This is a genomic window from Pseudomonas frederiksbergensis (assembly GCF_000802155.2).
GTDB lineage: Bacteria > Pseudomonadota > Gammaproteobacteria > Pseudomonadales > Pseudomonadaceae > Aquipseudomonas > Aquipseudomonas frederiksbergensis_A.
The window spans coordinates 242,301-258,320 of record NZ_JQGJ02000001.1 but is presented as its reverse complement, the minus strand read 5'-3'; the positions used below and the strand labels follow the sequence as shown (position 1 = coordinate 258,320).

Genomic DNA, 16,020 nt, shown 5'->3' with positions numbered 1-16,020 from the left:
GACCGGCGCCCGTTGTGCAGGGCGCCGGTTGGCCCGTTTAGAGACGGATATCCTCCGGACCTCGGATGGGGGCTTCGATCCGTGTCCCCGTCAACCGCTCCTCATTCGAAAAACCATCGTAATCGGCAAGATCACCAAAACGGACACCCGTCAGCGCTTCGATCTGAACGACGCTGTGTCGGTAGGTCTTGAGCGCTCCGAAGATGAGTTCCAGTTTTCCCAGTTCTCGGCGCTGATCGATCATATACGCGCTGGCCGAGGGCTTGCCGTCATCACCAAGGAATGCCACGACTTTCCAAAATGCGGTGGGAATCCGCACGCCCCTGTAGGTCGGGTCGTCCTCCCGCAGCAGCGGTCCGGTGAACACCGTGGCCCTGGCTTGCCACCGCCGGGTGTTGTCGAGAATGTAGTCCTCGAGCTCAAGCCAGGTTTTCTGATTGAAGGCCGCCATTTGCGGCGAGCAGTTGGTGAAGTGGAAGGTGTCGGCATTCGCCGTGTGGGCGTCCGGCCCCCAGTTGGGGTCCTGGCGCCTCACCAGATGGCCGCGATCGAGCAGGTTGTCGGCATACAGGGCTTCTCCAAGCTGCGCATCGCTGGGCAGCCGACCGTCATATGCCCAGGCATCACGCCCGCGATCCACCTCGACACTGCCGGCCCCGTCAATATTCACGCCGACGACGAGCGCCAGTCGCCGACGCCGCGACATGGTGATCGAAAAGTGCGTGTAATCGAGGCGGTTCTCGGTATTGCCGGTCGGGTAGGCGTCCTCTGCCTGGGTTGCTTCCAGGCTTGGCCAGGGCACGGTGAAATCGCCAAGGAAGTCATTGCGGTATCCCTTGCGATTTTCCAACTGCGACGCAGGCGTGATCCTCGGGCTTGCGGGCTGGCGCAGGGAATCGCCTTGCGACCGCAAGGATTGAACGAGCGGTCGCAGATCCGCAAGCCGTGGACGATGGGACAGATTCAACGGTTGTCCTGATGGCGGCATGGCGCTTCCTCGCTGGGCTGGCAAAAATCGTGACTGTGCAGCGTTTGTTGCGAGTCATGATGCTGTCGCTCCGATGAACGTTTAATGACCCTGCCACCCATGGAAGCCGGCATGCCTTCAGAACGGTCCCAGTGTGAGCGGGTACTGGATGACGATGTACAGCCTGTCGATGTCATCGCCGGCCTGGGCGTCGTTGGCGCGGTGGGTGACGTGGGACACCTGCAGCGACAGGTCCTTGGCCGGGCCTGACGGCACGATATAGCGCAGGTCCAGGTCGCGCTCCCAATGCCGGCCACCGTCTCCCTGCTGCGGGCTGTAGGTGCCGGTGTCGTTGTCGAACGGGTTGTAGGCACCGCCACGGGGAGCGTGACTGCCGTCTATGCCGCTTCCTGTTACGTAGCGCGCCATGAAACTGAGGCCGGGAATGCCCACGGCGCCCAGGTCGAGATCGTAGCGGGCTTGCCAGGAGTGCTCGCCCGGGCCATTGAAGTCGGCATATTTGATTGAGTTGGCCAGATAGATGGAGTCGCCACCGACGAAATCGAAAGGCGTGTCGCCATGGACTTTCTGATAGGCCAGGGTGAACGCCTGGGCTTGGAGCCGGTATTTTCCCGACAGGCTGAACGCAGTGTTGTCGAGAGCCCCCGCAATGGCCTGGCCGTGGTCGCGGGTGTAATAGACGTTGCCGTCGAGAAACAGGCTGCCGGCGGTCGCGTGCAGATTGCCGTAATACTGGCGCCAGGTGTCGCTCAGTTCGGAAGCATAGAGGGCGCCGCCCAGCTTGCGGCCGCTGAACAGATCGGCGCCGATAAAGTCGATGTGGCCGTGGCGGGTGGTCGCGCCGTAGCCGGAAAAATCGCCCTTGGCGGTGGATGCATCCTGATTCTTGAATGCACTGAAGTGACCGGCCTGCAGATCGACCTCGTCGATTTCGCGACTGCTGAGCAGGACGCCGCTGGCGTATTCCGGTTGCAGACGTTTGTCCGCGGTGTCGAATACCGGCGTTTCCACGGTCATTTCGCCCAGCGCCAGGGTGGTTCGCGACGCGTTGAATTTCAGCGCGCCACCGGCACTGGAATATTGGTCCTCGCCGTGGCCCTCACTGTCCAGCGGCAGCAATCCCGTCCCGGCGTGGCCCTTGCCACCGTCCAGTTTCAACCCGAGGAAGCCATGGGCGTCGAGGCCTACGCCAAAGGAGCCGGGGGTGAAGCCGGACTCGAACGTGGCAATGAACCCTTGCGCCCATTCCTGCTTGTAGCTTTTGCCCGCCGAGGTAGGGGAGCGGTAGTCATTGTTGAGGTAGAAGTTACGGCTCAGCACTTCCAGCGATGCCCCTTGCGCGAAGCCGGGCGTGGTGGGCGCCGCCAGTGCCGGGGCATTTCCTGCCAGCAAGGCGAGGAGCCAGAGTGGCTTCAGCGGGGCCGTTCCTTGTCCGTGGGCGATCAGGTTTTTCATTGCAGGCGACATGCGGCAGTTCCAGGTCAAAAAGTGTGGCGAGAGGGTGCGCGCAATCCTCCAGGATGGGCGTCCTGGCGGTGCTGGGCGATGGATGGGCCATGACATGAATTCCGTGCCGGCGAAAAGCGCGCCGGCGTACCGTGCGCGGGTCGGCGCCTCCCGCTTTGGAAGGTCTGAACAGAGCGACCATTCTTGGTGACGCTGCGCGCGGGTGCGAGTTAAACGTTGTTAATTACGAGCCGATAATCGAGTGAACGCCTGATTTGACACGGCGGTCATACGATCAAAGGGCCCGACAGCACTCCAGAAAGCCGGGCCCGTGCCGACTCAAGAGGGATTGCCTATAGTTTCTGCGTCACAGGGACGCCCGCTGCCGCGACGGAACACAGATCATGACCCAATCTTCTCATCCGAATTTCAAATCCCTTGGCTGCGCCGAGTGTCGCGACCGTGAAGCGCTGGGGTTCGATTTCACCATGGCTTTCCAACCGATCTTCAATGTCCGCACGCGCCAGGCGTTTGCGTATGAGGCGTTGGTCCGCGGCGTGAATGGCGAGTCGGCCGGCCATATCCTTGGGCTGGTGAATGACAGCAATCGCTATCGGTTCGACCAGGCCTGTCGAGTGAAAGCCATCGAAGAAGCCGCAAGGTTGGGTATGCTGGACATTCCCGGCTGCCTGCTCAGCATCAATTTCCTCCCCAACGCCGTGTACCGGGCCGAGACCTGCATCCGCGCGACTTTGGAGGCCGCGCGGAACACTAACTTTCCGCCAGACAGGCTGATGTTCGAAGTGACGGAAGGCGAGCGGGTCGACGACCCTGATCACTTGAAGTCGATTTTCCTGGAATACGAGCGCCAGGGCTTCACCACCGCCATCGATGATTTCGGATCCGGTTACTCGGGGCTCAACCTGCTGGCGATGTTCCAGCCCCAGGTACTGAAAATCGACATGGCGCTGACCCGAGGCATCGACCACGACCGGGTCAAGCGGGCCATCGTGGAAGGGATCATCCTGGTCGCCAACCGCCTGGGGATCACCGTCATTGCCGAGGGCGTCGAGACGCGTGAGGAAAGCGCCACGCTGCTGGCGATGGGCATCGAACTGATGCAGGGATTCCTGTTTGCGCGGCCTGAGGTCGGCCGGCTTGCGGTCGGAAGTTTTGATTAACCGATAGCCTGAAGCAACGGTGGCGCAGGCCTCACCCCGGTGGGCCTGCTTTTCCAGGTCATGTCCCTGTTGTGGTTACAACGGTGGAGTCCTCGGCGGAATCCGCCGTTTCGATCCCATCGATTCGAATGCCGAAGCCAGCTGCAACAGCTTCGAGTCGTCATAGGCGCGGCCGGCGAACGTCAAGCCGACAGGCATGCCGATGTCCGCCATGACGCCCATCGGCACGGTGACGGTGGGCACGCCCAGGTGACGGATGGCGAGGTTGCCGTTGGCGACCCAGACGCCGTTGCTCCAGGCGATGTCGGCCGACGCTGGATTGACGTCCGCGTCCGCCGGCCCGACGTCTGCCACGGTGGGGAAGATCACCGCGTCCAGGCCGAGGCGCGCCATCCAGTCTTCCAGATCGATCCGGCGTGTCTCTTCGAGGCCGCGCAAACCCTCGGGCAGGGTGGGGATCTGGTCCCACGGCGTAATGCCGCGCTGCGCCATCTTCACGTACTCGTCCATGCCTGCGGCGAGGTCGTCCTCGCGGTTGGGCAGGGTGCCTGGGTCGTGGGGGAAAATCAGCGGTCCGTCGACGTCCGCCAGGCGGTTGAGTTTCGGGTCACCGTTGGCCCGCAGGAAATCATCGAACGCCCAGGCCGACAGGTCCCACAGTTCATGGTGCAGGAATTCCTTGGACACCAGGCCGCGGGTGAACACCGTCGGCGCGCCAGGACGGTCGCCCTCGCAGTTGGACACCAGTGGGAAATCCACCTCGATCACTTCGGCGCCTTGGGCTTCCAGGGCCTTGCGCGCTTCTTGCCAAAGCGCAATCACCGACGGGCGCGTGATGATGCGCTGGCCGGTCGGGCCACCGATCCCAGGCTTTTCGGCGGTACCCGCCTCGGGATCGGCATTGATGTACATGCGCGGGACGCCGAAGCGCACGCCCGCCAGCGTCTCGGGTTTGGCAGCGAGGCTGGGGTAGGAGGCGGGGCGAACCGAATCGACGGGGGGAATCGGCACCCAGGGTTGCAGGCGCCACAGGTCGCCGCGGGTATCCGGGTCGTTCGCGACCACGACGTCCAGCACTTCGAGCAGGTCGGCCATGGTCCGGGCGTAGGGCACGACCACGTCCATGGTCGGCGTCAGCGGCCAGTTGCCGCGCACCGAGATCACCCCGCGCGACGGCGTGTAGGCACACAGCCCATTATTGGAAGCCGGGCCGCGTCCGCTGGACCAGGTTTCCTCGGCCAGGCCAAAGGCGGCGAAACTGGCGGCGGTGGCGGTGCCTGCACCGTTCGAAGAACCCGAGGCGAAAGGTGCCGTAAGGTAATCACCGTTGTAGGGGCTTTCGGCACGGCCATACACGCCGCGCTGCATGCCGCCGTTCGCCATGGGCGGCATGTTGGTCTTGCCCAGGCAGATCGCCCCGGCGGCGCGCAACCGCTCGATGGTGAAGGCGTCGCGATAGGCGACCAGATCCTTGAAGGCCGGGCTGCCAGAGGCGGCGGTAAGGCCTTTGACCAGGTAGCTGTCCTTGGCCGTGTAGGGAATGCCGTCGAGTGGGCCCAGCGTCTGGCCCCTGGCCCGACGGTCATCGGATGCCTTTGCCTCATCCAGTGCGTCGGGATTGCGAACCACCACCGCGTTGAGGGCCGTGGGCGTTTGCGGACCGTCGTACGCATCGATCCTGGCAAGGTATGCCTGGACCAATTCGACCGCCGTGGTCTGGCCGGATTCGAGCGCAGCCCGGAGTTGGGCGATGGAGACTTCGGTGATTTCAATCATGCTGTGACCGCTGCGGCTGGTGAATGATGTGTGCGAGGAACCGTTCGAACGGAGTCCCGGTGGTTTCACATCGTTCAAAATGGGTTCTGATAATCGGGTGGAGACTGTACTACGAGCGTGACCTGAGGGCACTCCATCGATCGAGAATTACAAAGGAACTGTGGGCAAGGAGCGCATTGCCTCGACACCTCAGACGAGCAAAGTGACGCTGGACTTTCACTTATATGCGAAAAACCATATATTCGGCTAAACACATATGAGTGCCCCTCCATGACGATAAAAATTGGCATCAACGGTTTTGGCCGCATCGGTCGCCTCGCCCTGCGTGCAGCCTGGGGCTGGCCGGAGTTTCAGTTCGTACAGATCAACGACCCGGCAGGTGACGCGGCGACCCACGCCCATCTGTTGAACTTCGATTCGGTGCATGGCCGCTGGCATCGTCAGGCCGAAGCCGAGGGCGACAACATCGTCGTGGAGGGGCAACGCATCAAGGTCACGGCCAACAAGACGATCGGCGAGACGGATTGGTCGGGCTGCGACGTGGTGATCGAGGCCAGCGGCAAGATGAAAACGGTCGCGGTCCTGCAGGGGTATCTCGATCAGGGTGTGCGGCGCGTAGTGGTCAGCGCCCCGGTGAAGGAGCCCGGCGCCTTGAACATCGTCATGGGCGTCAATCATCAGCAGTTCAAGCCCGATCAACATCGCATCGTGACTGCCGCTTCGTGCACCACCAACTGCCTGGCACCCGTGGTCAAGGTGATTCACGAAAAACTCGGCATCCGCCACGGTTCGATCACCACCATCCATGACCTGACCAACACCCAGAGCATTCTCGACCAACCGCACAAGGACCTGCGCCGCGCCCGGGCGTCGGGTCTGAGCCTGATTCCCACCAGCACCGGCTCGGCCACTGCCATTGCGGAGATTTTCCCGGAACTGCGCGGACGCCTCAACGGCCATGCCGTGCGGGTGCCGTTGGCCAATGCATCGCTGACCGATTGCGTGTTCGAGGTCGAGCGAGCGACCACGGTCGAAGAGGTGAATCGCTTGCTCAAGGACGCCGCCGAACATGAGCTCAAGGACATCCTCGGTTTCGAAGAGCGCCCGCTGGTGTCCATCGATTACCGCACCGATCCGCGTTCCTCGATCATCGACGGCCTGTCGACCATGGTCATCAACGGCACCCAGGTCAAACTCTATGCCTGGTACGACAACGAATGGGGCTATGCCAACCGTACCGTCGAGCTGGCCCGGATGGTTGGCCTGGCTGGCTGAGGAGTCGCGATGAACATCTTGTCGGCCCTCGCGCCAGAAGTGCGCCAGTACCTGCTCGTCACGGGCAACTACTGGGCGTTCACGCTCACCGACGGTGCCCTGCGCATGTTGGTGGTGCTGCACTTTCATGCGCTGGGCTACAGCCCGTTGCAGATTGCCGCGCTGTTTCTGTTCTACGAGCTGTTCGGGGTGATCACCAATCTGTTGGGCGGCTATCTCGGCGCCCGGCTTGGCCTGAACCGGACCATGAACCTCGGCTTGGGGTTGCAGGTCGTGGCGCTGTTGATGCTCACCGTTCCTTCCACGTTGCTGACGGTCGCCTGGGTGATGAGCGCCCAGGCGTTGTCCGGCATTGCGAAGGATCTGAACAAGATGAGTGCCAAGTCCTCGATCAAGCTCTTGGTGCCGGCCGGGCAGCAGGGCACGCTTTATCGATGGGTCGCCATTCTCACCGGCTCGAAGAACGCGCTCAAAGGTGTCGGCTTTTTCCTCGGCGGGGCGTTGCTCGCGTTGCTTGGTTTCCAGGGTGCGCTGCTGGCGATGGCGGCTGTGCTGGCGCTGATCTGGGTCGGCAGCCTGATACTGCTGAAAAAAGACTTGGGCAAGGCCAAAGCCAAGCCGAAGTTCCGGGACATCTTCTCGAAAAGCCGGGCGATCAATATTCTGTCTGCGGCCCGGATGTTCCTGTTCGGAGCCCGGGACGTCTGGTTCGTGGTGGCCTTGCCGGTTTACCTGAGCAGTGTCTTGGGCTGGGAGTTCTGGACGGTGGGTGGTTTCCTCGCCGCCTGGGTGATTGGCTACGGCATCGTGCAATCCCTGGCGCCGACTATCACCGCAAGGAAGCGCGGCCAGGTGCCCGACGGTCGCGCCGCGTTCCTCTGGGCGCTGGCGCTGGCGGGGTTGCCGGCGGCGATAGCGCTGGGGCTGTCTCATCAGGCGGTGCTGTTGGGTGGGCTCATGCTGTTTGGCGCGCTGTTCGCGGTGAATTCGTCCCTGCACAGTTACTTGATCGTGTCGTATGCCAAGGAGGACGGTGTGTCGCTGGACGTGGGGTTCTACTACATGTCCAACGCGCTCGGGCGGTTGGTCGGGACGCTGCTCTCGGGCTGGGTTTATCAAGGGTACGGGTTGGCCGCATGCCTCTGGATTTCCAGCGCGTTCGTGCTGCTCGCCGCATTGATTTCGTTCGCGTTGCCTCGGCACGCACCCCCAGATCGCTGAGCTCTGCGAGCCTTCGCTTGCCTCCGTTCGTCTAGCCATCACCTTGTCCGTTCTTGACAACATTGCCGATAGGAGGAAATACTCGGCGCACATTCATATAGATGACTAGATAATAAGGTCGATAACGTCTCATGAACCCACTCTCCAGCGATGCCCGCCTGCCGCTCTATCAACGTTTGCGTGACCAGTTGGCCGAGCAGATCGCCAACAATCGCTGGCGTCCGGGGGAGGCGATCCCCACGGAGGCGGCGCTTTCAGCCGAATACGGGCTGTCCACCGGGACGGTGCGCAAGGCGATCGATGCGTTGGTCAGCGAGGGCGTCCTGGAGCGCCAGCAGGGCCGAGGCACCTTCATTCGTCGTCCCCAGTTCCAGTCGTCGCTGTTCCGTTTCTTCCGTTTTCAGTCCGCGTCCGGTGAGCGTCGGGTTCCGCAGAGTCGCATCTTGTCGGTGGAGCCGGTGGCCGCGCCGTCAGCGGTGGCCCAGGCGTTGGGGTTGCCGGTGGACGCGCCGGTCATCCGCATTGTCCGGGTGCGTCTGTTGGATGTTAAGCCAGTGCTCGCCGAAGAGATCTGGTTGCCTCGCAGCCGATTCCAGCCGCTGCTGGAAATCGACCTGAGCCAGCAAGGTCCGCTGCTGTATCCCATCTACGAAGAAACCTGCGGACAGGTTGTCGCTTATGCGCAGGAAACCCTCACCGCCGAGTCGGTCAACGACGTGCACGCGCGCCTGTTGCAGGTGCCGGTCAACAGCCCGGTGGTGGTGATCGAGCGCCTGGCCCGGGATTACGCGGGCAACCCGTTGGAATGGCGGCGTTCGCGCGGGCATGCCGAGCATTTCCGCTACAGCGTGGAGATTCGCTGACCACGCCGCGTCAACTGACCTCCCGGCAGCGGATATCGCTGCCCTTGCCGTATTTGTTTTCCTGACTGGCCGGTAGCGGCGCGGTTCGCTTTCGGCTGCCTTTCGTTCCACCTACAAGGATAAAAATCATGTTCAGTTGGTATCGGCAAATCACTTCGCGGGAGCGCAAGACGTTCTGGGCGTGTTTCGGCGGCTGGTCGCTCGACGCGCTGGAAGTCCAGATGTTCGGCCTGGCGATCCCGGCGCTGATCGCCGCATTCGCCTTGTCCAAGGGCGATGCCGGGTTGATCAGCGGCGTCACGCTGGTCACTTCGGCCCTGGGTGGTTGGGTCGGCGGGACGTTGTCCGATCGCTATGGCCGGGTGCGCACGCTGCAGTGGATGATCCTCTGGTTTTCGTTCTTCACCTTCCTGTCGGCGTTCGTCAGCGGTTTTCACCAGCTACTGATCGTCAAGGCCTTGCAGGGCTTTGGCATTGGCGGGGAGTGGGCGGCCGGCGCGGTGTTGATGGCCGAGACGATCAATCCGAAATACCGCGGCAAGGTCATGGGCACAGTGCAGAGTGCCTGGGCGGTGGGCTGGGGCCTGGCGGTCGGGGTCTTTACGCTGATCTATTCCCTGGTGCCGCAAGACATGGCCTGGCGAGTGATGTTCATCGTTGGCCTGTTGCCGTCGTTCCTGATCATTTGGGTGCGTCGTAATGTCGAGGAGCCGGACAGCTTCCAGCGCCTGCAAAAAGAACAGGGCATCCCGCAGAGTTTCTTCAAGTCCCTGGGCGGTATCTTTCGGCCTGAACTGATTCGCGTCACCTTGTTCGGTGGTTTGCTGGGGCTGGGTGCCCATGGCGGTTATCACGCGGTGATGACCTGGTTGCCAACCTTTCTCAAGACCGAGCGCAATCTGTCGGTGCTCAATTCCGGCGGCTACCTGGCGGTGATCATCTTCGCCTTCTGGTGCGGTTGTGTCGTCAGCGGCCTGCTGATCGACCGCATCGGCCGACGCAAGAACATCCTGCTGTTCGCGCTGTGCTGTGTGGTTACGGTGCAGTGCTACGTGTTCTTGCCACTGACCAACACCCAGATGTTGTTCCTGGGTTTCCCGCTCGGCTTTTTCGCGGCCGGCATTCCGGCGAGTCTCGGCGCGTTTTTCAACGAGTTGTACCCGGCGGATGTGCGCGGCGCCGGCGTCGGCTTCTGCTACAACTTCGGCCGGGTCCTGTCGGCGGTGTTTCCGTTCCTGGTCGGCCACATGAGCGATTCCATGTCCCTGGGGTCGGCCATCGGGATCGATGCCGGCATCGCCTACGGCGTGGCGGTACTCGCGGCGCTTTGCCTGCCCGAAACCCGCGGACGAAGTCTCGAGACCACGGCGCAACCGGCATCCGACGTAGCGCCTGGCAGCGAAAGCGCACGGGCCTGATTACTGCTTATCTACAGAAAGATGGATACCCATGGTTGATACCTGCACTACGCCGATCACCGGCATCGACTGCCATGCCCACGTGTTCAGCCGTGAGTTGGAGCTGGCTGCCGCGCGGCGCTACACACCGGACTATGACGCCACGCTGGCGCAATACCTGGAACACCTGCGTTGCTACGGCCTGAGCCATGGGGTGTTGGTCCAGCCGAGTTTTCTCGGCACCGACAACCGTTACCTGCTGGCGGCCCTCCGGCAGGCGCCGGAGCGACTGCGTGGCGTCGTGGTGGTGGAGCCGCAGGTCAGCCGAGCGATGCTCGATGACATGGCGCGGCTGGGCGTGGTCGGCGTTCGCTTGAACCTGATGGGCAAGGCCGTGCCTGATTTTCGCGAAACGATCTGGCGCGGATTCCTAGGCCATCTTGCCGAACTGGGCTGGCACGTCGAATTGCATGCACCGGTCGATCATCTGCCGCGGTTGATTCGGCAGTTGATTCCTTTTGGCGTCCAATTGGTGATCGACCATTTCGGCCGTCCGGATGCGCGCCTGGGCGTCGAGCAGCCGGGCTTCGCCGAGGTGCTCAAGTGGGGGCAGGGCGGGCAAGTCTGGATGAAGGTTTCCGGCATCTACCGGTTGGCCGGGACGAAGCGGGAAAACCTCGACTTCGCCCACGCCGCGTTGGCGTTGCTGGAGCAAAGTTTCGGCCCTCGCAGGCTGGTGTGGGGGAGTGATTGGCCGCATACGCAACATGAAAGCGATGTGGGCTTCGACACCGTGATGCAGCAGTTGCAGGCACTGGAGTGCCCACCGCAACTGATGCGTGCGCTCATGGTGGAAACACCTCGGACACTGTTCAAGTTCTGAACCCCGCGCCGCCGCATCCAACTTTCCTGAACTCGCGGTATGAATAACGATCTAGAATGCATTGTTGCTGCATGAAAAAATCCGCGCTGGCAGATTCAATGAAGTATCCGAGCCTGGATCTCTACCCGGTTTTATACCGGGATCGTTGTGTAGCAGGTATTCAGCCAGGCGGATCGAGGATCAACCATGTCAAACATAGAAGCGTTTCCCACGGAGACGCGCGCGCAGAGCGATTACGAAAGTCTTTTGGCGATGGGTGCCAGCGCGCTCGATGCGATTCCTGGCGCGGTGTACCTGTGCGATCACGACGGCTGGCTGGTCCGGTACAACAGCGAGGCGGCGACCCTGTGGGGGCGAACGCCCACATTGGGAAAGGGCGGTGATCGTTTCTGCGGTTCCTATCGACTTTTCCTGCCCGACGGCACCCCGCTCGCGTTCGAAGATTGCCCGATGGCTTGGGCACTCGAGGCGGGAGCCGCGACGCGCAACCAGGAAGTGCTGATCGAGCGTACTGACGGATCGCGCGTCGTGGCATTGGTCAACATCCGGCCCCTCAAAGACGCACAAGGCGTCATCCAGGGGGCGATCAATTGCTTTCAGGACGTCTCCGCCCAGCACGCCATGGCTGATGAGCTGCAGCGCAAGAATGCCGACCTCGAGGACTTTTTCGAAAACAGCGCCGTGGGCCTTCACATCGTCAGCGCCGACGGCCTCATCCTGCGCGCCAACAAGGCTGAACTGGCTTTGCTGGGTTATTCGGCAGAGGAGTACATCGGTCGCAGCATCACTGATTTCCATGTCGACGAGCCGGTCATCAATGACATCCTGGATAAGCTCGGCAGCGGCGAGTGCCTGCAGGACTACCCGGCGCGCCTGAGGGCCAAGGACGGTTCGATCAAGCATGTCACCATCACCTCCAACGGGCGCTTCGAAGCGGGAAAACTGTTCAATACGCGCTGCTTCACGGTGGACATGACGGGTGTCCATGCGGCCGAGACGGCGCGCCAGGAGAGCGACGACAGGCTGTCGGCAACGTACGAAGCGGCCACGATCGGCATTGCCGAGTGTGGGGCGGATGGCCGGCTGCTGCGCGTCAACGACGCTTTCTGCAACATGCTCGGCCGCACGCGGGAAGAACTGCTGGCGATGACATTCCTGGACTACACCCACTCCGAGAGCATCGACCAGGATGCGGCCCTCTATGCCCGCCAGGTCGCGGGTGAAATGGACAACTATGCGCTGCGCAAGCGCGCTTTCAAGCCCGATGGCGAGACTGTCTACCTGGACATCCACAGTTCTTCTGTCCGGGACGCCAACGGCGCGTTTCGCTATGGCGTGCGGGTACTCCAGGACGTCACGCTGGCGCGGCGCATGGAAAACCAGATCCGCGACAGCGAACGGCATATGCGCAACCTGCTCGAGGCACTGCCGGCGGCGGTCTACACCACCGATGCGCAAGGTCGTATCACGTTCTTCAATCGCGCGGCGGTGGAGCTGTCGGGACGAACGCCACAATTGGGCGACCTTTGGTGCGTAACCTGGAAATTGTTCAACACCGACGGCACCTTCCTGCCCCACGATCAATGCCCGATGGCGGTGGCCCTGAAGGAAAACCGGCCGATACGCGGTGTCGAGGCGGTTGCCGAACGTCCCGACGGCACCCGCGTGCCGTTTACCCCATACCCGACGCCGCTGCACGATGCCGAGGGCAACCTGGTGGGGGCCATCAACATGCTGGTGGACATTTCCGAGCGAAAGCAGGCGGAAGATCGGCAAAAAACCCTGATCGACGAACTCAACCATCGGGTCAAGAACACCTTGGCCACCGTGCAGTCCCTGGCGGCCCAGACCGCACGCAACGCAGAAAGCGCAAAGGACGGTTACAACCGCTTCGAAGCGCGGCTGCTCGCGTTGTCCCGCGCCCACGACCTGCTGACGAGGCGGCATTGGGGGCATACGGCCCTGGCGTCCCTGGCCCAGGAAGTGCTGATGCCCATTTTCGGCGCCGACCCTGCTCGTATCTCGATCGAGGGCGACGCCATCGAGGTCGACACCCGGGTGGCGCTCGGCCTCACGATGACCCTCAACGAACTGGCGATCAACGCCCTGAAATACGGTTCGATGTCCGTCGAGACAGGCCGGCTTTCGGTGAACTGGAATGTCCAGCCGCAATCGAACGGCGTGTTGCTCACCGTGGACTGGCGCGAGCAGGACGGTCCGCCAGTGTCACCGCCGGAACGCGAGGGGCTGGGGTCGCGATTGATGAAACGCTGCATCGAGCGCGACCTGGGCGGGATATTCGTGCTGACCTTCGCACCTGAGGGCGTGCTCTGCCGCTTCTCGTTCATGGTCACCGAGCATCACGCATGACGTTATTTGCTGGGATCAAGGTGCTGCTCGTCGAGGACGAGGGGACCGTTGCCATGCTGATCGAGGAAATGCTCGAAGAGCTGGGGTGCGAGGTGGTGGCCTCCGTCCCGCGGCTCGCCCGGGCCCGTGAAGTGGCAAGTACGGCGCAGTTCGACCTGGCGATCCTGGACGTCAACCTCGCCGGGGAGCGGGTTTTTCCGGTTGCCGAAATCCTGCGGGATCGTAAGATTCCATTTCTGTTCAGCACCGGATACGGCGCCAGCGGTGTGCCCGCCGAGTTTGCCCGGTATCCGGTTTTGCATAAGCCGTTTTCAGAAAGCGAATTGCAGTTGAAGATTGCGCTGACCCTGAACCACCAAAGCCTGTCCAAGGAGCAACCATGAGTCTGCACGGCCAATACGATTCCCAGAACATCTTCGCGATGATCCTTCGCGGCGAAGCCCCTGCCTACAAGATCTACGAAGATGACGATGTGCTGGCCTTCCTCGACATCTTTCCCCAATCACGCGGCCATGTGCTGGTCATTCCCAAGGCGGCCCAGGCCCGCAATATCCTCGATGTCGACCCGGCAGTCCTCGGCACGATGATGGCGGCGGTGCAACGCCTTACCCGCGTCATCGTCGACGAGTTGCAGCCGGACGGCGTGCAGATCGCCCAATTCAACGGCGCGCCGGCTGGCCAGACAGTCTTTCACATCCATGTGCATATCGTTCCGCGTTGGGAAGGACAGGCGCCTGGGGTACACGGGCAAGGGAAAGCCGATCCGAAGGAGCTCGAGGCGTTGCAGGCGCGGTTGGTGGGGCGTATTCGTTCGGGGGGCTGAGGCCGTAGCGCTTGTCCTCATTGCAGCGGGACATACACATCGGTTTGCCATTGATCCTGTGGCGTCTCGGGATAGGCGCTCAGGTAATGGAAGAACAGCGGCTGGTCGCGAAATTCTTCGCCGCTCGCGGGCAGCCAGTCGCGGTAGATCGGGTAGATCGTTTCGCCGATGTGATCAGGTGACCCCACGTGGCGAACCACGACGTAACGTCCGCCGGGGATGATGAGCGGCTGGACACCGAACGCATTCGGCGCTACATCCCCACTAATCTCACCGCAGATCGCGAAGCGGAAAGCGTGTGGCGGTGTGGTATCAGGGTTGCCATAGGGAATGCCGAACGTACGGCTCGATGCCACCGGCGACTGCCCGCTCTGCATGCGCCATTGGACGAACTGGCGCACGCTTTCGTTGACCAGCCCAGCCGGTCCACGATGTTCCAGCGCGGCGACCTTGACTTCAGGGAGTTCGATGATTCGAACTTGCATGAGGATATTCCTTGAAAAATGGGGGATGGCAAACACCGTATTCCAGACCTGCCAGCTTGGGTTCTTCCTGAACACGCTTGGCGCCATGCCGAACGCTCGACCGAACGCCCTGGAAAATGCCTCGGGGCTTTTAAAACCCGCATCCAGCGCGGCGTCCAATACCGAGTAACCGGCAAGGGCGACCAACTGATGTGCCGCGCGTCGCAGCCGCATCAGATGCACATAACGCGAAACGGGCACGCCCATGAACGCCGTGAACTGCCGGTGGAAGTGATAAGCCGAGAAGTTCGCCACGTCACTCAACGCCTTCACCGAAAGATCACCTTCGAGATTGGCGTCGATGTAGGCCAGGACGGCGTCGAAGCGTTTTTTGTAAGCGAAATCGCTCGGTTGTTCAGGCACGGATAATGGCTCTTGGAAATGCGGTCCGTGTAGAGTCGACTATCGGCCACGGGCCTGCCTAGCCGTGTTTGCTCAAAGAGCGTAGCTCGGCACTAGGCTCTGTACGAAATGTATCCGCACTCACCCATACTGCGTTGAAACGGGGCTCGGAATGCTCATGTACTCCAGTACACTGCGCTTCCTCGCCCCGTTTCGCCTTGTCTGGCCTTCGCGCGAACACATTTCGTACAGACCCTAGCAGCGTTCTCCGGCAAGCGTCAGCAACGAAAGGCCAGTGTTACGCCCGTCGTTCATCCATGATGTTTCGATCCTGGTTGACGATGCACTTGGCTTAAACGCTGAGATGACGCTTCACCGCGTCTTCGAGTATGTCTACCAACTCCGGATCCATGTAGCGATAGTCGTCGGGAATATCCAAGGTATGGATCCGCTTGTATTCAAGCAGTCGGGAATATTCGGCCTGCAAGCGATTCAGGTGTTTGCGTTCCATGACAAAAATGATGTCGGCCCAGCGAATGTCCGCTGGGCCGATGTGCCTGCGCGCGTTAGGGCTGGTGCCCGCCGAGCGGACACTGAAGCCCGGGCGGCGGCGCCAGATTGCCTCCGCCGTGGGGCTGCGCCACTGGTTACGACTGCAGACGAACAGAAGGTTTGTCACACTTGATCCAACAGTTGGCGAGTGCTGCTGATGGGATAGCTCATGCCGAGTTGACGTGCCCTGGCGAGCTTGTCGGCACGGGTATACATGAGCTTCCAGTTTTTTTCCGGCTTGAACTCCGGCCGACGAGCCGGTTTGTCATTACCGTGTTTACGACGGGCCTGCGTACGCCGCCAGGCGCGGCTTCTTTCCATGGTTTGTTTCCTCGTGAGTACCGGGTTCAGCAGCCGCGGTAATACGAGTCGGAACCGC

At 61.8% G+C, this 16,020-nt stretch carries 15 protein-coding genes; 9 read left to right on the top strand and 6 right to left on the bottom strand.

The window, feature by feature from the left end; genetic code table 11:
- Positions 1 to 37: 37 nt before the first annotated feature.
- Both JZ00_RS01115 and JZ00_RS01110 read right to left on the bottom strand, forming a co-directional pair.
- Positions 38 to 988, bottom strand: coding sequence for a DNA/RNA non-specific endonuclease (locus JZ00_RS01115; protein ID WP_039591260.1), 951 nt, complete (start codon positions 986 to 988; stop codon positions 38 to 40).
- A 117-nt stretch (positions 989 to 1,105) separates the two neighbouring features.
- Complete coding sequence (locus JZ00_RS01110) at positions 1,106 to 2,455, bottom strand: OprD family porin (protein WP_039591259.1); 1,350 nt, start codon at positions 2,453 to 2,455, stop codon at positions 1,106 to 1,108.
- A 383-nt stretch (positions 2,456 to 2,838) separates the two neighbouring features.
- Here JZ00_RS01110 and JZ00_RS01105 point away from each other — a divergent pair, with 383 nt between their 5' ends.
- The gene (locus JZ00_RS01105) at positions 2,839 to 3,615 is read left to right on the top strand and encodes an EAL domain-containing protein (protein ID WP_039591258.1); all 777 of its coding nucleotides are present in this window, start codon (positions 2,839 to 2,841) and stop codon (positions 3,613 to 3,615) included.
- 75 nt (positions 3,616 to 3,690) lie between these two features.
- Here the strand turns inward: JZ00_RS01105 and JZ00_RS01100 are convergent, their stop codons facing one another.
- Complete coding sequence (locus tag JZ00_RS01100) at positions 3,691 to 5,391, bottom strand: amidase (protein WP_039591257.1); 1,701 nt, start codon at positions 5,389 to 5,391, stop codon at positions 3,691 to 3,693.
- A gap of 270 nt (positions 5,392 to 5,661) precedes the next feature.
- Between JZ00_RS01100 and JZ00_RS01095 the strand changes: the two genes are divergently transcribed.
- The 8 genes from JZ00_RS01095 (at position 5,662) to JZ00_RS01060 (ending at position 14,223) form a co-directional block, all read left to right on the top strand.
- The gene (locus tag JZ00_RS01095) at positions 5,662 to 6,666 is read left to right on the top strand and encodes an ArsJ-associated glyceraldehyde-3-phosphate dehydrogenase (protein ID WP_039591256.1); all 1,005 of its coding nucleotides are present in this window, start codon (positions 5,662 to 5,664) and stop codon (positions 6,664 to 6,666) included.
- A gap of 9 nt (positions 6,667 to 6,675) precedes the next feature.
- Complete coding sequence (arsJ, locus tag JZ00_RS01090; protein ID WP_039591255.1) at positions 6,676 to 7,887, top strand: organoarsenical effux MFS transporter ArsJ; 1,212 nt, start codon at positions 6,676 to 6,678, stop codon at positions 7,885 to 7,887.
- Positions 7,888 to 8,018: 131 nt separating this feature from the next.
- A complete protein-coding gene (locus JZ00_RS01085; protein ID WP_039591253.1) occupies positions 8,019 to 8,750 on the top strand; it encodes a GntR family transcriptional regulator in 732 nt (243 codons plus the stop codon).
- 128 nt (positions 8,751 to 8,878) lie between these two features.
- Positions 8,879 to 10,168, top strand: a complete 1,290-nt coding sequence (locus JZ00_RS01080) for an MFS transporter (RefSeq protein WP_039591251.1) — start codon at positions 8,879 to 8,881, stop codon at positions 10,166 to 10,168.
- 31 nt (positions 10,169 to 10,199) lie between these two features.
- Positions 10,200 to 11,030: an amidohydrolase family protein gene (locus JZ00_RS01075; RefSeq protein ID WP_039591250.1), complete on the top strand. Its 831-nt coding sequence runs from the start codon at positions 10,200 to 10,202 to the stop codon at positions 11,028 to 11,030.
- Between the two features lie 186 nt (positions 11,031 to 11,216).
- The gene (locus JZ00_RS01070) at positions 11,217 to 13,400 is read left to right on the top strand and encodes a PAS domain-containing sensor histidine kinase (RefSeq protein ID WP_046508771.1); all 2,184 of its coding nucleotides are present in this window, start codon (positions 11,217 to 11,219) and stop codon (positions 13,398 to 13,400) included.
- Positions 13,397 to 13,783 carry a response regulator gene (locus JZ00_RS01065; RefSeq protein ID WP_039591248.1) on the top strand — a complete coding sequence of 129 codons (387 nt, stop codon included), beginning with the start codon at positions 13,397 to 13,399 and terminating at the stop codon, positions 13,781 to 13,783. Before JZ00_RS01070 ends, JZ00_RS01065 begins: the two co-directional genes overlap by 4 nt.
- The gene (locus tag JZ00_RS01060) at positions 13,780 to 14,223 is read left to right on the top strand and encodes an HIT family protein (RefSeq protein WP_039591246.1); all 444 of its coding nucleotides are present in this window, start codon (positions 13,780 to 13,782) and stop codon (positions 14,221 to 14,223) included. Before JZ00_RS01065 ends, JZ00_RS01060 begins: the two co-directional genes overlap by 4 nt.
- 17 nt (positions 14,224 to 14,240) lie before the next feature.
- Here the strand turns inward: JZ00_RS01060 and JZ00_RS01055 are convergent, their stop codons facing one another.
- The 3 genes from JZ00_RS01055 to JZ00_RS01045 all read right to left on the bottom strand — a co-directional run bounded on the left by JZ00_RS01055 (position 14,241) and on the right by JZ00_RS01045 (position 15,962).
- The gene (locus JZ00_RS01055; RefSeq protein WP_039591245.1) at positions 14,241 to 15,110 is read right to left on the bottom strand and encodes an AraC family transcriptional regulator; all 870 of its coding nucleotides are present in this window, start codon (positions 15,108 to 15,110) and stop codon (positions 14,241 to 14,243) included.
- 331 nt (positions 15,111 to 15,441) lie between these two features.
- The gene (locus tag JZ00_RS01050; RefSeq protein WP_039591243.1) at positions 15,442 to 15,768 is read right to left on the bottom strand and encodes a low molecular weight protein tyrosine phosphatase family protein; all 327 of its coding nucleotides are present in this window, start codon (positions 15,766 to 15,768) and stop codon (positions 15,442 to 15,444) included.
- A complete protein-coding gene (locus tag JZ00_RS01045) occupies positions 15,765 to 15,962 on the bottom strand; it encodes a hypothetical protein (RefSeq protein ID WP_039591242.1) in 198 nt (65 codons plus the stop codon). Before JZ00_RS01045 ends, JZ00_RS01050 begins: the two co-directional genes overlap by 4 nt.
- Positions 15,963 to 16,020: the final 58 nt, after the last annotated feature.

Excerpts from the sequence above, each read along its gene's own strand:
- JZ00_RS01075 (WP_039591250.1), top strand. The coding sequence starts at position 10,200 with ATGGTTGATACCTGCACTACGCCGATCACCGGCATCGACTGCCATGCC.
- JZ00_RS01095 (WP_039591256.1), top strand. The coding sequence starts at position 5,662 with ATGACGATAAAAATTGGCATCAACGGTTTTGGCCGCATCGGTCGCCTC.
- JZ00_RS01045 (WP_039591242.1), bottom strand. The coding sequence starts at position 15,962 with ATGGAAAGAAGCCGCGCCTGGCGGCGTACGCAGGCCCGTCGTAAACAC.
- JZ00_RS01110 (WP_039591259.1), bottom strand. The coding sequence starts at position 2,455 with ATGTCGCCTGCAATGAAAAACCTGATCGCCCACGGACAAGGAACGGCC.
- JZ00_RS01105 (WP_039591258.1), top strand. The coding sequence starts at position 2,839 with ATGACCCAATCTTCTCATCCGAATTTCAAATCCCTTGGCTGCGCCGAG.
- JZ00_RS01100 (WP_039591257.1), bottom strand. The coding sequence starts at position 5,391 with ATGATTGAAATCACCGAAGTCTCCATCGCCCAACTCCGGGCTGCGCTC.
- JZ00_RS01070 (WP_046508771.1), top strand. The coding sequence starts at position 11,217 with ATGTCAAACATAGAAGCGTTTCCCACGGAGACGCGCGCGCAGAGCGAT.
- arsJ (WP_039591255.1), top strand. The coding sequence starts at position 6,676 with ATGAACATCTTGTCGGCCCTCGCGCCAGAAGTGCGCCAGTACCTGCTC.
- JZ00_RS01060 (WP_039591246.1), top strand. The coding sequence starts at position 13,780 with ATGAGTCTGCACGGCCAATACGATTCCCAGAACATCTTCGCGATGATC.
- JZ00_RS01080 (WP_039591251.1), top strand. The coding sequence starts at position 8,879 with ATGTTCAGTTGGTATCGGCAAATCACTTCGCGGGAGCGCAAGACGTTC.
- JZ00_RS01065 (WP_039591248.1), top strand. The coding sequence starts at position 13,397 with ATGACGTTATTTGCTGGGATCAAGGTGCTGCTCGTCGAGGACGAGGGG.
- JZ00_RS01115 (WP_039591260.1), bottom strand. The coding sequence starts at position 988 with ATGCCGCCATCAGGACAACCGTTGAATCTGTCCCATCGTCCACGGCTT.
- JZ00_RS01085 (WP_039591253.1), top strand. The coding sequence starts at position 8,019 with ATGAACCCACTCTCCAGCGATGCCCGCCTGCCGCTCTATCAACGTTTG.